Raw genomic sequence first — 23540 nt, 5'->3', positions numbered from 1 at the left:
GCACCGAACAGTCATGTCACTACAGTGGAATAAAGCAAGCCACACGGATAGGACTGAACGGGCAGCTATTCTCTGTTATCAGTAACTGCCTGGAGCGTCTGCAGCCGCTGCTCCAGGCAATCTAGTCTTTCTTCGAGGCCATGACTTTGCTGCTCAATATCTTCCAGCGTTTCTGACAGAAGATCACGTAGCAGCACAAAATTTGCGTGCAGGGCATATACAAAATCGTTGCCGCGTTCCAATAATGCTTCGCGCGGTATGTCCCGCAATGCGGAATGCGTCATCCATGTGACCAGCGCTTTTGCGCTCATTTCGGTTAGTACGTCCGAAAGTCGGTCAGTTTCTCTGTTCATTCTGGACTCCTGTCTATTCTGATGATGGGGGAGTATTTCGGTAGGGCATTACTTCTGGTCGTTGCACTGCTGGTGGGCTGGTTGGGGCAGTTGGTGAAACAGAACAACTATATGAAGTTGCCTAAATCCAGCCGTTGCAACTCGTCGAGCGTGTAGATGCGGAAGACATTTCGGTGGCGGGTTTCCAGCGGGATGTGCTGGTGGTTAACGATGACGTGCCGGATGCTGTCAAACAACCGTTCAAGACCGCGCTTTTTCTGCGGATCCGGCACGATATAGAAAACGTAAATCCAGTCTTTACGGGTCCGGGCCAGTAAATGGCTGGCGATGATCGACTGATAACGGGCTTTAGTTTTTAGGCGGCGCTCGGTCTCTATGGCGATCACGGTGCCGCCGGGAAAGGTGATCAGCCCATCCGGCCGGTGACTGACCTGGTAACGACTGAGGAAGGTTGTGCGATCGCCGTTGATCCACCCGGATGCGCCTTTTTGCTCAAGGGTGATCCGGGCGACCTGATTATCGAGGTGATGCTCCAGCGTCCAGCCGGTAACTTTTGACGGCTCAAACCGCGCCGGGAAAAGTGCATCGTCGGGTGTTAACACAACGGCTATCCCGTCACTGGTAATGCCCCACAATGAAATTTTCATCGTGCGTGATACCAGGACGTGCTTTTGTATTAACCCCATGCCCTCGACTTTTGAAAGCAGGGAATACAGCGATTTATGATCCCTGAAGCCGAAGAGAAGCATCAGTGTTTTAAAGTCACTGTACGTCTCTTCTTTCAGGAAATTCAGCAGTTTTTGTATTTTTTCGCGGTGTCGCGTCTGGCGTTCGCGGTATGCGGTGATCAGCATCATTCCCCCCTTTAAAAATCCAGCAATGACGGGTTATCCTCTTTATCGGCAATCGGTGTTGTTGTATCTTTTTCGTCCGTATCAAAAAAAAGATCAGGCCGAGTTTTGGTGATATCCGGCGTTGATGACGGTCGGGGGGAGGTTTCCTCCTCGTTAAAATCCAGGGTGATGTTTACCGTTGCGGCGCTGGCGGCAATCGCGGGCGACACTGCACTGATCTCCAGTTCGCGTTTTTTCACCCTGATGGGCGAAATCAGCGAAGCAGCCGGGAGTGCTTTTGTCGTAAAGATGAAGCTGACAAAATCGGGTAGGTTCAAGATCATATTGCTGTCGGTAAAGAAACGCTCGGCCTGCCTGATGGTGCGTTCATCGTCGATAGTCTCTGTCAGCACGGCATCGGTTTTCGCTTTGCGGACCTCATCATCGACTAATATGGTGCCTGACATCCTGGCTACCCATTCCGCGGTGTCCGGGTCCATGACACGGTAAACCAGTTTGAATTTGGCGTTCTCAACCACCGCACCGACAACGGCGTCACCTTTCAAATCTGCCGGACAATCTTTTAAATCGGCAATCGACTGATGGTCCATAATAATATGCACGCCTTTATCGCGTGCCGCGCCTAAACCTTCCAGCGCGGGCCTGGATAAATGGTATTTCAGTTCCGAAAGATAAATAGCAATGGGGCGGGGCACGTCTTTCACTCGCTCACGCCTTTCTGCCAGCTGGTACAGGCGAACCAGCAGCATGCGCTGCGCGGTAATGATTTTGCTGTTGCGCATTGAACCAATCACATAACAGCAACCACCTTCCTCAAATATCGTATTAAGCGAAAATCCGGTGGGGGCATTAATGGCATTGAGTAAGGCCAGCTCTTCAATTTTCCCGAAAAAGGCTTTTATCTTATCTGCAATGCCCTGAACGTAGTCTCCGTTATACACATCCCGAATGGTTGAGGCAGTATTACGGGTGACAAACTGCGCGGCTATCCGGGCCGCTTTCCGGTCATCAATGCGATAAAAGTCCGACTCCTGACCTTTCTCTGCCAGACTGAAACCAGCAACAAAAAGCTCTTCCAGTTCATCGGCGGTGATCTCTTCAATCAGGTTTAACTGGTATGCCTGTTTCCTCAGGTCAATTAAGGCAAAGGGCTTCCCTGCATCTTCACAGGCTTTTCGGTAAAGGTGTGGTGCCCATTCATCATCCTTGGGGTCCATAACAAATACGCCTTCACCGGCCAGAATACTTTGGTAAAGTAATATCCCGGTGGCAACGCCTTTACCGGCGCCGGTGGTGCCGATGATATCCGCGTGTTGTTTTTGCCAGTCTTTTAACGGCAGGTACATCGGCTGAATATCGCGGTCCATGCCAATAAATAACCCTTTGTTCAGGTCGATATAATCCAGCGGGTCATAATGCAATGTTTCCGGCAGCAGGGATTTCACAGTACGGACATCGGTGCGTAATTCCCGTTCAAGCGTGGTTTTCCTGACGAGGCGTTTCTTTATTTTATCTAATTCAGGGGTTAATACCCTGCGCAGCAGAATATGGAAAATAAAACCTGTTACGGTAAAGGTAATCAGCACCGGCCATGCCAGAACGGGAATGCTGGCGATAACACGGCCCCGATAAAGCCACTGGAAAATCCAGATAAGTACCGGCCCCATCGTACCGCAAAGAAAACAGACTATGGAGAAAGCAATAATCAGCTTTTGCCACAACGGGGCTTTTTGCCGTTCATCGCTTTTCATCGACGCGAAAAACGGCATCGTCAGCCCCGATAACAGCGCTAGCATCAGCTGATGCTGTTGCATAAAAGCAATGAAGCTCAGCGCGCCATTCACTATCGGCGACAGTGAAACGGCCAGCTTATTCAAAATCACGATGCCTCCTTCGTCAGCAGTTCGCCCCATGACATCGCCCCATCAGTTCGCCCCACGGTGTTGGGCGAAAAGGCGGGGCGAGCGTATGGGGTAAAGAAGGTGGCCGCGTTGCGGCCATGTGCAGGGAAGCATGCTTTCCTGCACGAAACGGCGTGCACCAGTACATGCGGGCTGGACGCCCTTATGGCCTGTCACATGGGGGTAATGTCGCGGCTGGACGCCGTGCCAAAACCCCCAACGTCAACGGCGGCACACCGTCGCCCGCTACGCGCGACCACCCCCTTTAAGACGGTCGCTTTCGCCTTTTTCTTCCCTTTACTCGTTCCTCGTAGCGGGAATAAAAGGGAAGCTGACCTTTAAAGAGGGGGGTCGCGCCACGCTACCGGCTTTTGGCCGGAGACTTATCTGCGACGGTGTGCGGGGCGATGCCCCCCAAATAAACCGCTGTCGTGGGCGACAGCTTTTCGCTCGCTGGGGCGGCGAAATTTATCCGGCTCCCCCGGCCTGCAAAATCCGCGTGGGCGCGGCTGTTTGCAGGTGAGGCGCGGTGCCTGAATTATTTTCGCTCCTTAACCCGCGAAAATATTTCTGTCCGCTGCCTCATTTTTACGGCCCCTGTTTCTTCGCTCCTTAATCCGCGAAAAACAGAAGCCATAAAAACCTGAAAACCGTCACGCTCTCCGCCCGTCTCGCCAGTATTAACCACGAACGCGGCCATATTTACTGATGACCTGACTGATAGCCGCCGGGTCTGCCGAAACACATTCAAGTAAAAACGATTTTCTGGCATCGGCCGTATGGTCAGGAAGAAAACCGTGTTTATTCTCTTTCACGATATTAAAGAATGCCCGTTCAGCGGAATGACATTCACTGCTGCCGCTGTTTCCCGTTGTTTTACCGTACATGCATAAAACCACTTCGCAGGCTTCAGCGGTCGTTGCGGATGTTGAACATGACGCCATAACGCCGAGAAATAATAAGGAGAGTATGACTTTCTTCATTTCAGTCACCGGTATGATTAATGAAAGGTTGCGTATTTAGGGTAATGTTATTTGCCAGAGTTATTGTCTGAATGCCTCTTTCATGCTTTTTAAATGAACTGGCTTAAAGTAAATATCACTCATCCGGCGCACATCGCCGTGTATGTCAATACTGACGATGACATCAATGCTTTTAAGTACCTTGCGTAACAGCACATCAAAAGGAATATTCCGGCAGTCGGGGTTTTCATAGCAGCGGTCAATGATCCCTTCAATACATTCTTCCGGGCTGCCTGCATGCAGGGAGGTGATTAATCCCTCATGCCCGGAACCAATAATTTTAAGCGCGTCCCATGCCTCCCGCCCACGAATTTCCGCCAGTAATATCCGGTCAGGGTTCATCCGATAATTAGCACGGATCAGCCTGCCGGGGGTGACAATGGCATTATCCCCGCCATCCGCCGGGTAAAAAAGATGCACATAATTGGCGTGGTGATAAAAATGGATTTCGGGATTATCTTCGATTGTGGTCAGCCGAAGATGCAGTGGAATATAATGCAGCAGCGTTTTCATATAGGTGGTTTTACCGGAGCCGGTTTCACCCACAATAAAAATCGTTTTGCCATATTCCACGGCCTTTTCCATAAAACGGGGGATATTCCCGCTGTGATATAACTGAACCAGTGCATCATCCTGGCTTTCCGTTCTCTCCTGACCAGCCACACGCTGATAAAATCCTGCATCAATCCATGACTGATGTGTTTTCTGCTCAAACGAAGGCTTGCGCAGCGTAATGGATACCGTATTACGCTCACAGGCCGGGGGAATAATCGCCTGAATACGTTCGCCGGATCTTAATGTTGCAGAAAGGATGGGTGATGTATCGTCAATATTGTCGTCTTGCCAGGATGCCAGCGCCCTGGCAAAGGCATGACACTGACGCAGCGTGATCGGGGATGCCTGTTTATGCCAATTCCCCCGGATTTTCGTATGCAGTTCGCCCGGTCGGTTAACGGCAATTTCTGTCAGGCCATCCTGCGCAAGAAAATCACCAAAGAGCCGGTTTTTCATAAAGTCCAGTGACAGGTTTTCAGCGTTCATACCATTTCTTTTTCAGCCGTAGTTGATAAACAGAGGAAAAATCAATATCCGTGCCGGTCATGATGCCGATCACATCGCCCTGGTTCAGGTACATCGTGGGCGGGATACTGATGCTGTTTTCCAGCGTCGTTTTCGCCATTTCCGCCGTGGCGGCGCGGGTATTTTCGGTATAGTCGGTATTGCGGTCTTTACCCGGCGCGGCATCTGATGCCGCTGCTGCCACGTCCTGTACGGTACTCAGCATCAGGGCGTTGCCGAAACGCTCCCAGAAATGGCTGTCGATCCAGCCCGTGATCCCCGCCTCGCCAAGCGGGCCGGTGGCCTGCGTATCGGTGAGCGGGATTTGCAGGCTGCCGGGCTCCGGCGTGCGCAACTCCGTCCACAGTACAAACATCCGGCTGCGCCCGTGTTGCAGTGCCCCGGTGCGGTAGATACCACGGGCAACTGTTCCCGCCGGGATCAGCATTACATGGTTACTGGAGCTCCAGACATTCTCACCGATCAGGCAGGAGATATGACCGCCAACATCGGACACGAAGCGCCGCATCATCGAACACGGAATATAGCGATCCACCGGGATATAGAGATCGGGATCAAGGCCCAGCCGCCTGACACCGGTGACGCGTGCGACGCCCGGATTGTCGTTGTTATTGCTGCCTGCCGGTGCTGTTGTATCCGGGCAGCGCAGGCGTCCATCTTCGCCACTGACCAGTACCGACTGACAGGATGTGTACGCCGTGGAGGCTGACGGGCTGCCCGACGTTCCCGCATTGCTGCGCGATCCGCTTCGGGACGTGCGTATATCGTCGCCTGACCCTGTACTGCCGCTGTTCAGCCCGTCTGCCAGCGCTGCCGCCTTGTTCAGGGCGGGTGGCCCGGGCGGCAGGGCTGGAGTGGCAGGGGGGCTCTGACTGGCAGGGGCTACGCTTTCCTGCCTCCCTGGCCCGAAGAGGCCAAACGGATTACTGTCCATGCCCAGATTTTTACGCTCCTGCTGCACCGCTCCGGAGGAGGGCGGCGACGCGGTGTCAGATTCTTTCTCATCACCCCTTTTCAGGGCGCTGAGAAGACGATCGCCACCGGATGCCAGCGCGATGACCAGGACCAGACTCAGCAGGCTGACGATCAGCGTGCGGTGACCGGAAGCTTTACGGAAACGGGTCACTTCCGGCTTACCGGGCGGCGTTTTCTGCTCCGGCTCCTGATATGCCATTGCCGCGCGGGCGCGTTCACGGGCTTCCGCTTCCCGTTCGGCGGTGGTTTTTTCCGGTTCGTCCGGGAAAGATTTGTCGGTCATTTTGCCTCCAGCGTAACGGACGGCGAAACGGTGTCACTGTTGGTCAGCGGGATACGCCCGAATCCGTCGTTTTCGATCCCCACCACTGAGCTCCCGTAGCGCAGAACCAGCTGCGGAGATGCCGGAACCACCATCACGGTGTAGTTGCCCCGTTTAACCGTTCCGGGCGTGACCGCCTGCTCCTGACCGTTAACCACCCGGAAAACGGAAGGCAGGGTTTTCGCGGGAGAAAAACCGATATAAGCAAAACGACCGTCATCCCAGGCAAAGTCCGGGGCAATGGAGGCTGAACCGGCGGCTACACGCCTGGTGTAGCGCCAGTTGCGCGGCGTGGCCGGATGCCGGAATGCCGACGCTATCCGCTGTCGGTCCAGCGCTTCCTGCTGTTGTTGCTGGCGGGTGGCACTGGCGGCGGCTGACTTTTTCCGCAGTTCGTCAGGATAGTGGTAGCGGATAATGAATGCCTGGGCGGGAGAGTCTTTATCCAGTACGTTCAGCTCCAGGCTGTAGTCGCGTTTCGATGTCACCACGAACAGGTTGGTTTTCCAGTCTTTTGCCGTCGGCAGAAAGACCTGGCTGATGTTGTTGCCGCTGGCATCCGTGACTGGCTGGGCGATGGGATTCGGGCTGACACCCACCCGGTTATCGCTTTTCGTCACGGTCCAGCCTCTGGGAAAACCCGCCTGCGCATCGATGACTGTTTCATCGTCATCAAATACCAGCATGGTGACGTAGCCGGGTCGGGTACTGACGACCGTGACGTTCTGGCTGTTGTACGTGACGTTCTGCATCCGGCTGTCATACGCGCTGCCGCGCGGTGTCGCCGAGCTCCATGCCACGCATGACGCCAGTAAACCCGTGAGGAGCAGAATGTGTTTCAGCATCATTCCCCCCTCAGCTCTTTGTCGCGCTGGTAGCTGGTGACGATAAAGCCCAGCGGGTTCACTTCGCGCTGGCTGTCGGTCAGTTGCCGGTGCGGGACGTAGCGGTATGTGAGGCGGATATTCCAGACATCCGTTTTCACGGAATTATCAGCAATACGGCGGATAGTGCGCTTGATACGCAGGGTTGCCAGATTATCCGGCCCGGTGGCAGGCGCATGCACATTGGAAATAATGTCGATATCAACAATATATTCCGCCTTGTTAAAAATCACGTCCGGTGCCTGGTCGCCGTTAAACCCGTCCAGATAGTCCCGGTTCACGCTGTCGCTGTTAAATAACTGCACGTCGTCATAATCACGCTGGAGGGAGAAATAATTATATCCTTCGCGGAGCCTGACATAGTGTGCTGCCAGTGAATGCGCCAGTGCCTTTTCAGACGAAATATCCCGCTCCTTTACGCGCGTCATATATTCATAGCGCCCGGTTTGTTTATCCACTGACCATAATTCAGTGTCGGTGGTTTTCAGCGGCAGCAGAATAATAATGGTCGCAATCGCCATTGCGGCCAGAATCAGTCCGGCAGCGGCCACCCGCCAGGCGGTTCTTCGGGAACGCTCTTCCTTTTCCAGCAGGATGGATTCAAAAGAGCGGGAAACATTAACAATGTTCTGAATATCAGACATGGTGAGTGAGCTCCTGAATGATGGCGGGGGAATTTACCGGCTCGGGTTCGCCGGATACCGGCGGAAGGTCGCCCTGATACTGTACGCAGCCCGTGAGCGCGCACAGCATCAGAAGGAAGATGCTGAATTTCATGGAAGTTCCTTATTACAGGGATGCAGAAATGCCGCACCGGTGGCGCAGGCCACGGCGTGACGGGGAAAGGAAATTAAGGGTCGGGAGGATTAACGGTGACGCTGCCGGTTCAGGCGTTTCATGCTTTCGATGGCGGCGGCGCGTTTCTGCCAGGCGCTCACGGTTTTACCCGCGCCTGCGCCAGTGAGTCTGCCGGTCGCCGCGGCGACGGCCATGCCGCCTTTCGCAGCCAGGCGGGCACCGCCCTTTATCCCCGGCCCGGCCAGGTCAGCGGATTTGTTCGCCAGTCCGGTCAGACCACTCATGGCCGCCCCCTGTAACACCGCCTGTACAGCGGCTCCGCTGAGGGCGCTGGCGAGCTTCGCCGAGAACCAGACCACCACACCCGCTGCAATCCCGGCCAGCAGGCACTGTGCCGCCAGCGTCACCATGTTGCTGACATTGGATGTCCGGGTCGCTGCATCAAGGATTTTATTCAGGTAATTGATGGCGATACGGATGGATAAGGCGGAAAACATGATCGTTAATATTGCCGCGAAAATCGTTTTCAGCCAGTTATCAAACATCGGCTTAAGAAAACCGTACAGCAGGCAGAAAATAAAGAGCGGCGCGGTGGTCGTCATTAACAGGATGATAATTTCAGCGAGCAGGTTGACAAAGGTGGCAGCCAGTAACAGAACGATCGCGCCGCCCCATACCAGCACTTCGGCAAAGCCACCATTCAGTTTGACGTAAGTCGAGGTGTCCATACTGAACAGTGTCTGCCCCAGTGTCTGTGCCTTTTCCCAGACGGTATCAAGCAGCGCCCAGACGTTATCATTGCCGCTGACACCGTCTTTGAGTCCCTGGATAGCCGCTACCGCCATATCCAGCCAGCCATCCCGGTTTAACGCAAAGGTGGTGATCAGCAACATTCGCCCCACATCCCAGACGACATCTTCAACCGGGGCCCGGAGTTTGCCAGCCAGCGTCTGATAACCGCGATACAGTATAAATAAGGTAAAAGAGCTGACGATGATAACGCTGATCATCGTACCGTAAGTGGAAGACTGACCTTCCAGTACGGCATTCAGTCCATCCATGATGTTTTTGTCCATACCCACAAAAATACCACCGGACATGGTGCCTCACCTGATAGATAAAGAAAGGAAATAAAAAACAGGGAGAATTCTCTGTTTTGCTGGAGGAGATATTATTGTGTGACGGATTTTCTCTTTTCGGCTTCTTGCTGAAAGAATGTCTCAAATTTTTCTTTTATTCCGGGTTTGCCAATTTGAGCGAACATAATGGCAGCCCGTTGAGCAAACTCGCAGTTATCGCTTGCCTCGCCATCCTTCAGGCATTGCGTGTAAACCGCATATGTTTCGTCAGGATGCTGCTTATACCAGGTTTCGGATTTGGTTTCCTTGCAGCCGGAAAGTAATATCACGCCTGAGAGTGTGCATAAGGTGAATAAGGATCTGACCACGGATAACCTCCTTATAAATTATTAAGGTCAGCAACAGGTGCCGATAGCTGCTGCTGTTCAAAGGCTTTCTGTCTTTGCTGTTCCAGCAATGTCGTTCGCTGTTCAGCCTGTCTGACAGACATCTCCCACTGATTTGTCAGCGCATTTAACTGTACGCTTTTCGCCGCGATGGCGTTAGCCAGATCCTGAGACTCTTTCGAATCCTGTGCATTCGATATACGGTCAGATAAGTCTGATATATCGCTGAGTGTGCTGTTGATCCTGTTTTCAACGTCAGTGGTATTCTCAATCGCCATTGCCTGATTGAGGATTATCTGTTTACAACTGTCGGCCAGGGCCTGAGACTTTATCCCTTCCTGTTCCTCGCTGCATACGCTGAATGATTTGTATTTACTGTAAAGGTTTTGCAGTTCAGAAGAATATGAACTGTTTTGCGTGGTCAGCAGATCATCCAGTGAAATACTGCTCTTACGGAGATTATCAATATCGGTTTTCAGGCTTCGGGCATCGCTGAGAAAACCCTGAATATCCCGCACGCCGGTTGCAGTAGCTAACTGTTTTTTATACGCATCAAGTTCACTTTTATAATGGGTAACCGTATCCTCCCATTGCTGTAATTTCTGCATCCACTGGTTAATGGATTCGGTATTCTGCACGGCGTCGAAAACCGGTATTCCGGCGCTGAACGTCTGCGTCGGGAAAAATAACGATAATGCCAGAAAGGTATATCTGGTACGCATATCAACGACCTCCGTATTAATATCAGATTGCCCGCTCAAGGAAGGTTTCTTTCCATTCATCAGGTCGCATACCGTCCTGATAGATGGCATCGAATATTTTCAGGTTGTCCTCACTGCCGCTGAGGAGCCGGGTGAGTTTACCCAGCCCGGACAGATCCATTTTTGCCAACGCCACAAACGGGCGGGTTTCCCCGGCCCGCAACGGTGTTTTCAGGATGACCATATAATGCTCGCCCGGATCAAGGTTCCTGACAGTCTCATAAACGCTGTCCGGCACTTTCATTTTCTCCACGTAATCCGCATGACTGGCCTTCGGGTTGGCGAGGAAAATCTGGGTGCCGCACTGTTCAATAATCGCCGGGGCGATGGGATGTCTGACGATTTCATCCGGTGACTGTGTTGCGGGGACGAATATGCCGTTCAGCTTGCGGATAACTTTCAGCATATTGAGCGAGAAACGGGAAAATTCGACATCGGACAGCCAGCGCCAGAACTCATCCATAAACATCACCAGGCGGCGACCGTCCAGCAGGCTGGTCACGCGATACAGCAGGTAAAAGGTCACGGGGCCGCGAATATCGTCATCATCCAGAAATTCGGTGCCGTCGATACCAACGTTATCGACATCGCTGATGGTGAAAGTATCAGCCTCGTTATCAAACACCCAGCCGAACTCGCCCCCCTGTGCCCACTGTTTCAGGCGGATACGCAGCCCGTTGGTGCGGGCGTCTGTGGTCGGCGGCTCCGGCAGCACTTCCAGCAGCCGGGTGATTCCGAACCGGCGGTACTCCGGCGGATAGTCCAGCATGATGGTGTCAACGGCGGCACTGATCCGCTCCTCATCGCGCGGATCGAGCGGCTTACCGTTGCGGCGGCACAGCATGCGCACCAGCCGTTTGATGAAACTGATGTTCCGGCGGGTTGGCTCCAGCGCAAACGGGTTGAAGCCGGTGGGCTCGCCGGTACGGATGCGGAAATAACGCCCGCCCGCCTGGCGGATCGCCATCTCCGCCGCCCGGTCCTTATCGAAATACACCGTGGTCAGCCGTTTGAGGGTGGCAGAAGGCGCAAACGACGCCGGGTTACGGTACTTCTGCATCAGTTGTTGCAGGATGGTCATCAGCAGGGTTTTGCCGGAGCCGGTTTTCCCGATAATCGCCGTATTTCCCGGCGTTTTCTCACCGGTGTCATCCCGTCCGGCCTGGCTGTCGTGAAGGTTCAGGTAATACCCGCCACCGCCGGGCGATGTGAGGATGGCGATGGCTTCCCCCCACGGATTGCCGCTGCGTTTGTGGGGATGGAAGTTATGCAGGCAGGCCATATCGGCAAAATTCTGGCTGCTGACGGCCACCAGTCGGGGACGCAGCGTATAGACGCCCGGCAGTTGCGCCAGATATGCGGCGGGCAGTGACAGGGTGGAGAGCGTCGTCATAATACCCAGATCGGCGAAGGGCTGGGCCAGAACGTTAGTGTCCTTCACCACCTGCCCGGCACTGTCTGAGGAGATCAGCAGGGAAAAGTGGAATTTACCGCACGACACATGCCCGGACTGGAGCAGGTCGCGCAGGACAATCAGCTCTTCGCGCTGGGAAATCGCGTCGTCGTCCGCTGAGTTCAGCCGTTTTTCCGCCAGCCGGATATGATCCTGCGCTTCATCCCGCGCCATGCAGGTAAAGGACTGCGTCAGAACATACTCGCTTTCGGCGTACAGCAGTGCGTCCAGCATACCGGTATGGGTTTCCGGGGAATAATCCTTAATCTCGAGGCTGCGGAAGAAGCGGGAACCGCTGACCGTCTGGCATTCACCGGTGTCGGTGGTGAAAAAGACGTCTGGCGTACTGAGCGTTTCATAAAATGGTGAGCGCGTTACGGCCACTTTCTGCCACTGGCCGGTAAGCAGACGATGAAAGAACGCCAGTTGTGAGGAATACACCCGCTCGTTTTCTTCATATATCCCCAGCGGCATTGCCATATAGCGGGATAACGCAGACTCCAGCGCGTCGCGGTATTCCAGCATGATTTTGAGCGCGTCCTCCAGTGCTGGCTGGCGTTTACCGGGCGGCTGCGCTTTCATGGTTTTTTTCTCAATCGCAGAGAACGGCGCGTAGCAGACGGTAAAAAACAGCCGGTGCCGCCAGAACGGTTTTTCTTTTACCGGCTGGTAATACCGCCGTGTTACCTCATCGGAAAAGGGAATACCCGAACGGGCTTCAAAAGTATCATGGTATTTTTCACGGAGCCGGTGAATATAGAATGTTACCGGCAGCCCCTCATACGAACGAATAACGTTATTCAGGTGCGTGGCCATCAGGGTCAGGTGATGTTCGTCTTCACATTCAAAGACTGTGCCGCCCAGCTCCCAGGTGGCAACAAAATCACGGTGACGATTTCTGATGACGTAGGGGTGAATATGGGAGGAATACGGAATATATTTATCCAGCGTAATACGCTCGTTTAATTTCATTTTCTGAATAAACTCCGAGACATCAACATTATCGTACTGGTTTGCCAGAAGGGCATTCGCGCCAAAATGGGTATTGGTGAAAAGCCGTCCACGGGTTTTAAACGCCAGCCAGAGCAGGCTGAAATAATGAATATCCTTTCGGGCTTTATTTTTCATTTCCGCCCAGGCAGGAATGAGCAGAACCGCCAGGTAATAGCTGACATAGACCGCCAGCAGGACGATGGCCCCGCTGACAAGAACGAACGGCACAAGAGGAATACCCATAATGGCGGCAGGCCGCGTAAGCGCTTTATTCAGCGTAGCCATCGTTGCCTCCCTTATGACGCCCAGTAGGCACCGAAGCCGGATGCACCGACAATCAGGATCGCGCCGATGATGACGTTACGCATGTCGTGCAGGCTCTTGCCGTCGAACAGCACCTTGTAGCCCACCCACATGGTCGCCAGCGTGATGGTGACGGCGGCCAGTCCCAGCAGGCCGGTCGAGGTATTGCTCAGTGTTTCATTGGCCTTGTTAAAACCACTGTCCGCCGCCAGCACCGGGGAAGACAGCAGCACGGAAACAACAGCGGAGTAACGGCGTTTACGCATGATCATTTCTCCTCATCAGGGATAACAGGGATAGCGCCGCGAATGACGGAACCGGGATAATGCAGGGAAGTCAGGATCGGCGCAGTGGCACCGGCAGGCTCGCCGCGCAGCACAACGGCGGGATAACGGACAGACGGCTGTGCGTTCCGGTCAGGGGCACGCTGCCGGTCTTTCCGCGTGGACGGGACGACATAGCCAATGCGCTGCACGTAGCTGGTCTGGTTAAAGGCGGATTCCGGCCGCTGGCCGGTTTCAAAGTTGCCGGAGTAGTAACAACTGAGCGCCCGTTTCAGTGTTCCGCCGCGCCGGTAACAGTCGGCGAGAATGCGCTCAAATACCGACAGATTGATGCAAGGGTTAAGCAGGTCGCTGGCCGTGACGCCGTAATGGCGGAAATTGATGCTGGTGATTTGCATCAGGCCGACCGAATAGCGTCGGCCCTGTGCAGCCAGCTGTCTGGTAAGGAGGATCGCCTCCGGCAGGCTCGAGGGGAAATGTGAAATCACGCCCCGGCTGTCTGGCAGGATTTCAGCAATGGCGTAGGGGTGGAAGCCGGATTCGACCCGTGCGACATCAAGTGACGTGGACGGGTGAATACTGGCGGCGCACTGCACCGCCAGTGCCAGAAAGGCAGTGGTGGAAAGCATGCTGGCCTCGCAACAGAGAGACCGGCGGCTTACAGAAAAGTACGCCGCCGGGTGAGAAGAAGAGAAAATGGATTAAGTGGCAGCGGCATCCTGTGAAATGTCGCTTTCTTCTCTCGGTTCGAGCAGTACCAGCCTGCCGGAAACCGCAATACCGGGTATCAGCACGATATTCAGACCGGGCTTGCCGTTATGCGCGAAGGCCACGCCAACTTTTGTCCAGTACGTGTTTGTTTCGCCCTGCACATCGGGCTGGCTTTCCTGGGTAACAAAGACGTGATAAGCGGGTTTTCTCATGGAATTTCCTTTGATCAAAAACAGTAAATGAAATAAACCAGTCACATCCCGGTTCTGCATTCCGGTTTTAACGGGTCAGCGAGAACATTCAGCGGCACCCTGAATTGTGGTTACGTGACAGCCCGATCCATTTTGTTAAAGAGCAATACCCTGTCAGGACGAATTAATGTCCATAGGGGCGACTAATGCTGTAATGGCGTTCTCAGATTCGAATATCTGGTGAGGGATATAAATGAGAAACTCAAAACAAAAAGAAGAGAGAAAAATAGTGGAGTATTTAAGATGCAGTGAGAATAATGAGGATTTAAAAAACACGAGAGAGTGGTATTAACATTCACCGTGAATAATAAAGACATGCAGAGATATAACATCTCTACACGTCCTTTTTATCCTGTCAGCGGCTACTACGTTCAAGTTTTTCCTGACATTCCGTACAGGTGGTTACACCCGGCAGTGCTTGCCGTCGCTTTTCTGGAATGGGTTTACCACATACACGACAGTGAAATAATGATGGTGTCGACCCCGGCTTAAAACGACTCTGTTCAATCATCTCCTCCAGGCGCTGCTCATTAAATTCCTGATCGCGATCGATCTCATCCGGCATGTGGTGCCCTCCTGTTAGCGGCAACTTCCTTTTCACAAAGCGTGATACGTCTCCATACCATGGTGAGTGATAGTCCCAGGGAACTTGGTAGCAGGAGTTCAGTAACCTGCATCATGGCCATCAGCGCGTCGGGGGATTCAAGGCTTTCCACCCGGCACTTCTGCCATTGCCGCCAGATCTCGGCATCTGTCTCTTCATCCGGCTCAGGTGTACGTCCATATGGCACGCTGACACCAAGCAGCCGTCGGCGAAGGCAGACATCATTAGACGTCAAGCCAAAGTAGTGGTTGAGCAACGCGATAGAACCGCCCAGCCGGATAGCCCGGTTAATCTGCTGCTGTTGTCGGTATTCCTGTCGGGCCTGCGCCAGTAAATGATGCAGGACATCATGGCGGACACTGACCGAAACAAAGGGAGCCGTCGCCCGGCTGACAGCAAACAGTTCATCGAGTGATAACTGATTAAGAGCATTCATTTCGTCGAAAGTGAATCCGAGGGACTCGCAGTGACGAATATCCCCAACTTTCAGAGCGTGCAACGCATCAGTTAAGATGGTGTAATTAATTAATGGAATCATTCTGTTATCTCCTCAATCTATATGGAAAAGTTGAGCAAATAAACGGACATTTTTAACTGTTTGAACGTCCGGCCAATTTAAGGCTGATCCATTCATCAATTTCCGATTCGAGCCAGGCCACACTGGCCGGGCCAATTTTTATTGAACGTGGAAAGGTTCCATTTTTCATATACAGGTAAATTTGAGAGCGTTTCAAACCGGTTTTTTCTTCGACCTGTTTTAAACGTAATAACTGATGTGATGTCATTGTATTCTCCTATTGTGGAATGACTGGTGCATGTCCAGAGAAAATAAAAGAACACAGCAGTAAGCTTAGGAAAAGCCGATAGCACCTTATTACTGATGGGAAGATCCTTAGTACGGTTTTGTAGTGAATAAATAATAAGTTATTAGTTGTATAAGGATGTGGAGAAGGATAGTTGTGCTGCTGTGTAGTTTTCAGCGTTTCGCTGGTGCAATGGTGTCATGACTTAGCGTGATAATGAGGACAATAAAAAGATGCGGTTAAATACATTCATTGTGAATTTCAGTCAGGGGGGGCGTTACCACTCTGGCGGTAATGCGCTATGAAGCATCGCCATAGAAGTGTTCTGTGTGGTCGAAACATATATGCTCAACTACTTCCTTAACACAATGCTGAATTGATTGTGCTTCCCGATCATGTATAGACCGATCCAACAGATATAATAAAGTCCTTTGATTCTTGTTATCGTTAAGGCGGCTGAGGCAATATAGTCTTGGCTGGAGGTTCCATGCCGTAAAGATTCTGTAGTGTGATCCCCCGCACAGGGAGACGGATATGGCAGCTCTATGACTCACCTATGGTTTTTTGGATAACCTGATGTCGCTAAATATCGGTTAAGTGTGCGCTTGTTTTCCGTTCGGCAAAATAGTGCGCGGGTGTACTTCCCATTGTTTTTTTGAACATGGTGATAAACGCATTAACCGATTCATACCCCAGATTAGCTGCAACATTCTGAACCGAAACGCCGCTAGCCAGTTCCCGGAGAGCAATTATCAGTTGCAGTTGCTGACGCCAGCGTCCGAACGTCAACCCGGTTTCGCGCAGCATTAAACGCGCGAGAGAACGCTCGCTAAGCGCCAGTCTTTTTGCCCATGTTTTGAATGTGCTTCGGTCATCAGGTTGACTGACCAGAGCATCGGCCATGGCGCGGATTTTAGGATGCGACGACACAGGGAGGCTCAGTTTCTGCTGAGGCATGGTGGCTAATTCATCAAGTGTTACTCTGGTCAGTCTGGCGAGATGGCTTTCTGGTGGGTATCCGACGCCCTCGCGGGTTAAACGGGCAACAAGTTCTTTAATCAGACTGGAAATTGCCAGAGTACAGCATCGCTCCGGCAACGCGGCGGCTCCGGGTTCGATAAACAGATAGTTGAGATGCGCATTCCAGGTAGCTTTGGCGCTGTGCGGCACTCCCCCAGGGATCCAGACGGCACAATCAGGCGGCACGATCCAGATATCATTTTCGGCGCGACAAATGACCGCCCCATAGAGGGCAATAATCAATTGCCCTTTGCGGTGCGTATGCACAGGCACTTCGGCCGCGTAATCGACAAAATCCAGATGACGCGCGACTGCGGGACAGGGGGTGGCATCCGGATCAAACAGCGTATTGGCGAGTGGGGGTAACATAGATTGGCAACATTTAGGTATTTTTTGACAGAATAGAGTATTTAAGTGGATATGCAAGCCGGTAATAATTTCCGGCATGAAAAAAATTAACGCGAGTTACTTTCATTTTTTACACACGATATGCCAACGTCTTCGCGGTATGGCTTCTCCTTCACTACTGAATGATGCGAACGCTCTGCTCTATTCCGCGAAGAGTTTTGCCGCAGCGATGCTCGCATACTACATTGCACTGTCAATTGGCCTGGAGCGGCCTTCCTGGGCAATTATCACCGTGTATATTGTTTCCCAAACCTCCGTCGGAGCATCGCTGAGCAGAAGTCTGTATCGTCTGGTGGGAACGGTAGTCGGCGCGGGCATAACGGTATTAATTGTACCCACGTTCGCGAATTCCTCCGTATTTTGCAGCGTGATATTGACAGGCTGGATTACCTTCTGCCTCTATTTATCCTTGCTGGAACGCACGCCCCGGGCCTATGGTTTTGTCCTGGCTGGTTACACTGCGAGTCTGATTGGCTTCCCTGCGGTATCCGATCCTGGCGCGATTTTTGACATCGCTATCACTCGGATACAGGAAATCATGATCGGTATCTTCTGCGCGGCACTTATTCATCGCTATGTATTGCCCGCGCGCATCTCAGGCCAGTTCAACAGTAAATTGTCGCAGACGCTACTCGCGGCGCGACAGCGTATCGCAGAGACTTTAGCAGGCAAACCCGACGCTGCTTCCGGGCCGCTGCATATGGCACTGGCATTACAGTTCCTGCAGGGTATCAGCCATCATGTCCCTTATGATTTTGCGTTCTCTGTACCGGTCCGGCAAGCGAGAAAAAGGCTTCATGACAGGCTTGCGCGATTAGTCATTGTTAACTGTGAGTTACGCGACCGTTTAGCGCTGATAGCGACGATACCTGTCGATGTGCAAATTCTGCTGGGTGATGTTGAGGTCTGGTTGGCCTGCAAAGATGAAGGAAAATTCAAAAGCGAGGGTGAAGCGCTCAAAAAAAGCAGTGAAAAATTACTGCAGCGCTATTCAGTGTATGAGCTGACGCTTGAAGAAGCGCTGCGTGTAAGTTTTATGCGCTACCTGTTAGAGGCCATTGTCCTTGTGCAGCAGTGCTATCGTCTTTCGGACGCCATTCATCACGCGAAGCAGACGCCTGCGCAATCGGAAAAGAATACCGTGAGAGGGTATGTATTCCACCGCGATTCTCTCACTGCTGCCCGCACCGCTCTGGGCGCTTTCACCATCATTCTGAGCGGCTGCATGGTGTGGATTTTCTCGGCATGGCCTGATGGCGGTACGGCGGTTTCTATCCTTGGCGTTTGTTGCACACTGTTTGGCGGCTTCGATACGCCTGCCCCGCATATTGTGAAATACATTATCGGCTCCTTCTGGGGCGTTGTGATAAGCCTGATCTACAGTTTCGTTCTACTACCACAAGTCAGTGATTTTATCGTGCTGGTAACGGTTTTAGCTCCGATCTATCTGCTGGCTGGATCGCTCCAGGCCAGACCGCCTACCACGTTTATGGCGATGGGGATCACACTGACGCTGCCTATTTTGTGCGAGCTGGGTGCCCACTACAGCGGGGATTTTGCCGTGGCGGTGAATACCGCAATCGCACTATTTTCTGCAACTGGCTTTGCGGTATTCAGCATGGGCTTTCTGCAAACTGTACAGGCAGATGCGGCAATAAATCGCCTGCTTCAATTATGTCAGCGCGATATTAACCGCAGCGTGAAAGGTGTGCTGAATACTGATGAAACTCTCTGGATCAACCTGATGATCGATCGGGCTGCGTTGATACTGCCGCGTTTGCAGCGCAGCGGACAGTCACCGGAACGGGCACATCATTTGTTGTACGCCCTGCGCATAGGGCTGTGTGTAATGCGATTACGCCGATGTGATGCGCATGCGAACAAAGAAATAAAAGAAGTACTCACCCTTCTTACACACTCGACAGATATTGACACCTTACTTCAACGGATCGCCATTCTGACTGAGCGCAGCTTGAGCGTAACAGATGAACTATCGCGACATTATGTCGATCAACTGGTTGATCTTTACTGCGCATTAAGCGTTCAGAAAATGGAGCCTGCTAATGATCAATGATTTCAATATTGAGGGCGTTTTTGTACCCGGTCTGTTGGTAATTGCCCTCATTGCACTGACATGTACGCTATTTATCGTACATATCTTGTCATTCAGCAAGGGTTACCGCCGCTTGCCCTTTAGACCGATGATCGATTTTTCCGTCTTCATTATTACTTTTTACCTGCTGCTGCAGGGGCTGACCGAACTGGGGTTTTTTAAATGAAATCGTTACTTTCTCTACTGGGCCGCTACGTGCTGACGCTCAGCGCTGTGGCGGTGGCTACGCTTTTGGCTTTTATTCTCTGGAAACATTATGCGCAAACCCCCTGGACCCGCGATGGTCGAGTTCGTGCGGATGTGGTACAGATTGCGCCGGATGTCTCCGGACCGGTGCTGAATGTGGCCGTCCGCGATAATCAGTGGGTTAATCGGGGCGATGTGCTCTATTCCATTGACCCGCACTGGTTGAGGTTGGCCGTGGTCAGCGCACAGGCTGATGTTGAGGCGAAACGTCATGAAATGCTGATGCGCCAGGATGCGGCGAGACGACGCTCTCAGATTAAAGGGGTAATTTCCAGCGAGGATTTACAACAAACAGCCAGCGCAGCCAGCGTCGCTGCGGCTAATTACCACGGTGCACTGGCTGCGCTGGACCTTGCAGAGCTTAACTTATCGCATGCTATTGTTCGGTCTCCGGTTACGGGCTATGTCACACATTTGCGGCTTCGCCCTGGTGACTATGCCACAGCGGGAGAAACTAAAGTTTCCATCATTGATGCCCATAGTTTTTGGGTGGTTGGCTATTTTGAAGAGACTAAGTTGCAACATATCCGCACGGGAAATACTGCACACATTACGCTGATGGGATTTAAGCCGGTGATCACGGGTCATGTTGAGAGCATCGGACGCGGAATAGATGATAACAATGACGAGACCGGGGGGCTTGGCCTGCCTAATGTCGAGCCAACCTTTAGCTGGGTGCGGCTCGCGCAGCGTATCCCGGTTCGGATTCATATTGACAGATTGCCGGAGGGAATTGAATTGGTGGCTGGACTGTCTGCGAGTATATCCATCACACCATAATAAAAAGTATGGTCTCTATTGAGGATTTATGCAGAACTTAGGGATTGTCAGCTCTTGATCTATATGCCTGATGAGAATGTGTTTCTGTTAGAGTAATTCTGAGGTTTCGGTTATGAAAAACAGGAAAGATATTGTAAATGACTTAATTGTTTGGATAAACAAAAATATAGAGATGCCACTAAAAATTGATGATGTGGCTATCAAGTCCGGATATTCAAAATGGCATTTGCAGAGATTGTTTTTTTCTGAAACAGGGCAGAGTCTAGGAGGTTTTATCAGAGAGAAAGAATTATATCTTATTTTAGAAGCTGTTATCACAACAAATGAATCTTTGATAAACATCGCGATGCGATTTGGCTTTGACTCTCAGCAATCATTAACCAGGGCATTTCGAAAAATATATAATGTCCCACCACACCGGTATAGAAAAAATGCCGTAAATATTAAAAGCAAGTCTTCTTTGGAGTAAGGTAATTACTCGTATCATAAGGTGAGCTTTTAAATCTTTAGTAACTATCTGGATTATGGACGGGGTTCATCTGGTAATCATGGTCTTAGTACCTCAGTTATAGATTTATTGAACGAAATGAAATCACTCATTTATTTCATTGAAAAGAATCTAAGTCTTCCTGTGCAATGTATGCTTTCGTGTTTTTGCATGTGTAATGTATTGGTAAGTAAATTCGTATTCATTAATTGGAATATAATTACGAGCCCATGTATGTATTTAATGATTGGATAAATTAAGGTTAATCTATTTCGTGCATTTTGGATTCGATCGAACCTATGCAATTCGACTAAACCCTCCTTTAATAAGGAGTGGCTTTAATGTATATGCGTGGTTGCGAGCATTTAAGTACTGTTTTGCTTTTACTTTTCTAATGCTTGATAATTGATGATATGTATTGATACCAGTAGTACAGAAATACAATGTCCCTTGAGGTGACAAGGAAAAAAGAGTCAAAAAAACTAATTATGTCCGTATTACTGATTTTAGAGTCCTTAATACGGACATTTGGGTTTGGTAAAATTCACTTGCGTCAATCCGACATTGATGTGGGGGAACCGCGTACGAGTGCAGTTTTTAACGTATCACCACTGAGCCTGTCGGTAATGCCTTCGTCAGATGCCCATTGTTCGAAAATAGATAGTAGTTTGTACGGTTTACTAATTAATGGACGGATGACTTCATTGTTTTTACAGGCCAGCCAGAAAAAACGAGATAGTGGTGTTGATATTCGCGTTGCAGATAATGAGGGCACTCTGCTATTGGTTATGATGTCAATGACTTTATCAAGTTCAGCATGTCGAATAACAAACCAGGCATCCCGAGGTAAAATATGAGCCGGGAAATACTCTTTCCCCAGGTAATTATTTATCCTCTTTGAGAATATCTCTTTATGTACATATGGTGAAATGTTTTTAGGGAGTTGCATAATTTTTTGTGTTATTCTTTCTTCCCATGTCATTTTATCGAATAGTTGAAATGGTTCTCCTTGTAAGCTAACTGTTATGCCATGATTAAAATCAATAGCTCCTGTTACAGGTAATGGTATTTTAAGAGATCGGGAAAGTAATTTTTGCACTAGAACATATTCATATCCAATCAATAGAGTGTCAATCACTCTCTCTGTGGGAATGATATATTTGCCAGTAGTGCTAACAATAAAATTATGTCCTTCAATAAACGCTTTTTTGTCAAGAAGGCATAAACGATTTATTGATGACATATCACATGGTCTGAGCCTTACTTTGTAGCTCGATCTCTGTATTTTTCGTAATGTAATTGGCGACTGAAAGTAAATAGAGAGATGAATGCTGCCATGTAATGCATGCCTGTAAATGTCACTTTTTTTTAATTTTCAGTCCTTTTTTATTTATCACTTCGACTGCTTCACGGATAGTCAGCCAGTCAGGCGAACTATAGTTTGTATTTGATAGTGTTTGTTTTTTTGACATAGTGGTTTTCCTCTATTTCTGTTTTTTAAAAAAAATACCATGAATTTTCCAGTGAAATTAATTTCATGGTGCGGGATCTATTACGTTATAATATTTGGATTATATTGATACGGGGGCTTCTTAGCGTTTCAGTCCCCCATATCCGGCCTCATATTTCGCAGTGATTGAAAAGAAGAACAAATATCAGGTTAAACTAATTCAATTCTCAAACATTATTTAAGTTGAATGGAAGACATTACATAAATCTGTCTGCTCCGCCTGATGCTTCAATTGTCTGTCCAGTAACAAACTGATTCCTCCCAGAAAGTAGGAACGTAGCAATTGCAGCAATATCTTCAGGAAGTCCAAAGCGGCCCACAGGCGTTTTCTCTTTACCCAGTAATGCCATTACCTCTTCGTCTGTTCTGTCAGCCAGTTCAGGACGACGATTGCGAACATTCGGTAGCATGTTCTGCGCCCAGTTATCCGTCGCGACAGCACCCACTCCGATCGCATTGACCAGAATGCCATCCGGAGCCACGCTAAGTGCTAAACTACGGGTCAGGTTGTTGATAGCGGCGCTCAGTGCGTGTGAGACGGTAAGTTGCGGATTAGGGTAGATACCGCCAATGGATGAGATATTGACAATACGCCCCCAGTTTTGTCTCTGCATCCCGGGGATGATTACCTTACAAAAACGTCGCATGGCGGAGAATTTGGTCTCAGTCATTATCTGCCAGTCTTCTTCCGAAGTGGTTAACAGCGTGCCCGCATGGGCTCTTCCGGCATTGTTCACCAGTAAATCAATACGCTGAAAAACTTTTTCCGCTTGTTCAACCACTAAAGAAGGTAGTTTGGGATCAGTCACATCCCCGGCAATAGGCAGCACCGAAACACCGTATTTCTCTGAAATTTTTTTCGCAGCAAGAATCAGCTCAGGTTCTCGTCTGGCCACCATGACTAAATGCACACCATTCACGGCCAATTCTTCACAAATGCTGAAACCAAGTCCGGTATGGGCTCCAGTTACCAGAGCCACTTTTCCAGTCAGTTTTAAATCCATTTGTTGCTCCTCAAGTTAAGCACAGTCAATAACATGAGCAGTATTAGTAACAAATCTCTTTTTCAGGAGCTTGTGCATCAGAATTCAGATGTCTGAAAAAAGCGGTCAAAGAGTTGGGTGTCGCCTTTGCTTATACTCCAGACAATATTGAGTTT

25 protein-coding genes and 1 pseudogene are annotated in these 23540 nt (G+C 50.7%); 4 read left to right on the top strand and 22 right to left on the bottom strand.

Annotation, left to right across the window (positions count from 1 at the left end):
* Nucleotides 1-65: 65 nt before the first annotated feature.
* The 20 genes from GUC32_RS15870 to GUC32_RS15775 form a co-directional block, all read right to left on the bottom strand.
* The gene (locus GUC32_RS15870) at nt 66-353 is read right to left on the bottom strand and encodes a hypothetical protein (protein WP_064793694.1); all 288 of its coding nucleotides are present in this window, start codon (nt 351-353) and stop codon (nt 66-68) included.
* Nucleotides 354-460: 107 nt separating this feature from the next.
* Complete coding sequence (mobC, locus tag GUC32_RS15865; protein ID WP_064793695.1) at nt 461-1207, bottom strand: MobC family replication-relaxation protein; 747 nt, start codon at nt 1205-1207, stop codon at nt 461-463.
* A gap of 11 nt (nt 1208-1218) precedes the next feature.
* Nucleotides 1219-3090, bottom strand: coding sequence for a type IV secretory system conjugative DNA transfer family protein (locus GUC32_RS15860; protein ID WP_064793696.1), 1872 nt, complete (start codon nt 3088-3090; stop codon nt 1219-1221).
* 698 nt (nt 3091-3788) lie between these two features.
* Complete coding sequence (locus GUC32_RS15855) at nt 3789-4091, bottom strand: TrbM/KikA/MpfK family conjugal transfer protein (RefSeq protein ID WP_072032071.1); 303 nt, start codon at nt 4089-4091, stop codon at nt 3789-3791.
* 60 nt (nt 4092-4151) lie between these two features.
* Complete coding sequence (gene virB11, locus GUC32_RS15850) at nt 4152-5171, bottom strand: P-type DNA transfer ATPase VirB11 (RefSeq protein ID WP_048762574.1); 1020 nt, start codon at nt 5169-5171, stop codon at nt 4152-4154.
* Nucleotides 5161-6468 (bottom strand): VirB10/TraB/TrbI family type IV secretion system protein, encoded by a 1308-nt coding sequence (gene virB10, locus GUC32_RS15845; protein ID WP_048762575.1) that lies wholly within the window; start codon nt 6466-6468, stop codon nt 5161-5163. Before virB10 ends, virB11 begins: the two co-directional genes overlap by 11 nt.
* Nucleotides 6465-7355, bottom strand: a complete 891-nt coding sequence (virB9, locus tag GUC32_RS15840) for a P-type conjugative transfer protein VirB9 (RefSeq protein ID WP_170928019.1) — start codon at nt 7353-7355, stop codon at nt 6465-6467. Before virB9 ends, virB10 begins: the two co-directional genes overlap by 4 nt.
* Nucleotides 7352-8035 carry a virB8 family protein gene (locus tag GUC32_RS15835; RefSeq protein ID WP_040206884.1) on the bottom strand — a complete coding sequence of 228 codons (684 nt, stop codon included), beginning with the start codon at nt 8033-8035 and terminating at the stop codon, nt 7352-7354. The genes virB9 and GUC32_RS15835 overlap by 4 nt, the downstream gene beginning before the upstream one ends.
* Nucleotides 8028-8168 (bottom strand): hypothetical protein, encoded by a 141-nt coding sequence (locus GUC32_RS15830; RefSeq protein WP_040206882.1) that lies wholly within the window; start codon nt 8166-8168, stop codon nt 8028-8030. The genes GUC32_RS15835 and GUC32_RS15830 overlap by 8 nt, the downstream gene beginning before the upstream one ends.
* A gap of 89 nt (nt 8169-8257) precedes the next feature.
* A complete protein-coding gene (locus GUC32_RS15825) occupies nt 8258-9289 on the bottom strand; it encodes a type IV secretion system protein (protein ID WP_040206880.1) in 1032 nt (343 codons plus the stop codon).
* Nucleotides 9290-9360: 71 nt separating this feature from the next.
* A complete protein-coding gene (locus GUC32_RS15820; protein WP_040206878.1) occupies nt 9361-9636 on the bottom strand; it encodes an EexN family lipoprotein in 276 nt (91 codons plus the stop codon).
* Between the two features lie 11 nt (nt 9637-9647).
* A complete protein-coding gene (locus GUC32_RS15815) occupies nt 9648-10376 on the bottom strand; it encodes a type IV secretion system protein (protein WP_040206876.1) in 729 nt (242 codons plus the stop codon).
* Between the two features lie 22 nt (nt 10377-10398).
* Nucleotides 10399-13146 (bottom strand): VirB3 family type IV secretion system protein, encoded by a 2748-nt coding sequence (locus tag GUC32_RS15810; protein WP_087051070.1) that lies wholly within the window; start codon nt 13144-13146, stop codon nt 10399-10401.
* 11 nt (nt 13147-13157) lie between these two features.
* Entirely contained in the window at nt 13158-13436 is a 279-nt protein-coding gene (locus tag GUC32_RS15805; protein WP_032754832.1) for a TrbC/VirB2 family protein, read from the bottom strand.
* Complete coding sequence (locus tag GUC32_RS15800; RefSeq protein ID WP_032754830.1) at nt 13433-14077, bottom strand: lytic transglycosylase domain-containing protein; 645 nt, start codon at nt 14075-14077, stop codon at nt 13433-13435. Before GUC32_RS15800 ends, GUC32_RS15805 begins: the two co-directional genes overlap by 4 nt.
* Before the next feature lie 72 nt (nt 14078-14149).
* On the bottom strand, nt 14150-14371 hold the full coding sequence (locus GUC32_RS15795; RefSeq protein WP_048762577.1) for a hypothetical protein: 222 nt from the start codon (nt 14369-14371) through the stop codon (nt 14150-14152).
* Between the two features lie 394 nt (nt 14372-14765).
* Nucleotides 14766-14975, bottom strand: a complete 210-nt coding sequence (locus GUC32_RS15790) for a TraR/DksA family transcriptional regulator (protein WP_022065314.1) — start codon at nt 14973-14975, stop codon at nt 14766-14768.
* Nucleotides 14965-15552: a DUF2857 domain-containing protein gene (locus GUC32_RS15785; RefSeq protein ID WP_032754824.1), complete on the bottom strand. Its 588-nt coding sequence runs from the start codon at nt 15550-15552 to the stop codon at nt 14965-14967. The genes GUC32_RS15790 and GUC32_RS15785 overlap by 11 nt, the downstream gene beginning before the upstream one ends.
* Before the next feature lie 52 nt (nt 15553-15604).
* Nucleotides 15605-15799 (bottom strand): AlpA family transcriptional regulator, encoded by a 195-nt coding sequence (locus GUC32_RS15780; protein ID WP_032754823.1) that lies wholly within the window; start codon nt 15797-15799, stop codon nt 15605-15607.
* A 600-nt stretch (nt 15800-16399) separates the two neighbouring features.
* Nucleotides 16400-17206: a helix-turn-helix domain-containing protein gene (locus tag GUC32_RS15775; RefSeq protein WP_032754820.1), complete on the bottom strand. Its 807-nt coding sequence runs from the start codon at nt 17204-17206 to the stop codon at nt 16400-16402.
* A gap of 76 nt (nt 17207-17282) precedes the next feature.
* On the opposite strand from GUC32_RS15775, the gene GUC32_RS15770 reads away from it, so the two are divergent.
* From GUC32_RS15770 to GUC32_RS15755, 4 genes are all read left to right on the top strand, one after another.
* The gene (locus GUC32_RS15770) at nt 17283-19319 is read left to right on the top strand and encodes an FUSC family protein (protein WP_032754817.1); all 2037 of its coding nucleotides are present in this window, start codon (nt 17283-17285) and stop codon (nt 19317-19319) included.
* Complete coding sequence (locus GUC32_RS15765) at nt 19309-19524, top strand: DUF1656 domain-containing protein (RefSeq protein WP_032754814.1); 216 nt, start codon at nt 19309-19311, stop codon at nt 19522-19524. The genes GUC32_RS15770 and GUC32_RS15765 overlap by 11 nt, the downstream gene beginning before the upstream one ends.
* Nucleotides 19521-20384 carry an HlyD family secretion protein gene (locus tag GUC32_RS15760; protein ID WP_032754812.1) on the top strand — a complete coding sequence of 288 codons (864 nt, stop codon included), beginning with the start codon at nt 19521-19523 and terminating at the stop codon, nt 20382-20384. Before GUC32_RS15765 ends, GUC32_RS15760 begins: the two co-directional genes overlap by 4 nt.
* A gap of 112 nt (nt 20385-20496) precedes the next feature.
* Complete coding sequence (locus GUC32_RS15755) at nt 20497-20853, top strand: helix-turn-helix domain-containing protein (protein WP_197826471.1); 357 nt, start codon at nt 20497-20499, stop codon at nt 20851-20853.
* Between the two features lie 571 nt (nt 20854-21424).
* Here GUC32_RS15755 and GUC32_RS15750 read toward each other — a convergent pair.
* Nucleotides 21425-22343, bottom strand: a pseudogene (locus GUC32_RS15750) (hypothetical protein).
* A 235-nt stretch (nt 22344-22578) separates the two neighbouring features.
* A complete protein-coding gene (locus tag GUC32_RS15745; RefSeq protein ID WP_197826472.1) occupies nt 22579-23385 on the bottom strand; it encodes an SDR family NAD(P)-dependent oxidoreductase in 807 nt (268 codons plus the stop codon).
* Nucleotides 23386-23540 lie beyond the last annotated feature (155 nt).

The sequence above is a fragment of the Serratia sp. NGAS9 genome, from assembly GCF_009905295.1.
Classification (GTDB): domain Bacteria; phylum Pseudomonadota; class Gammaproteobacteria; order Enterobacterales; family Enterobacteriaceae; genus Serratia; species Serratia bockelmannii.
This window is presented reverse-complemented; position numbering and strand designations above follow the sequence as displayed.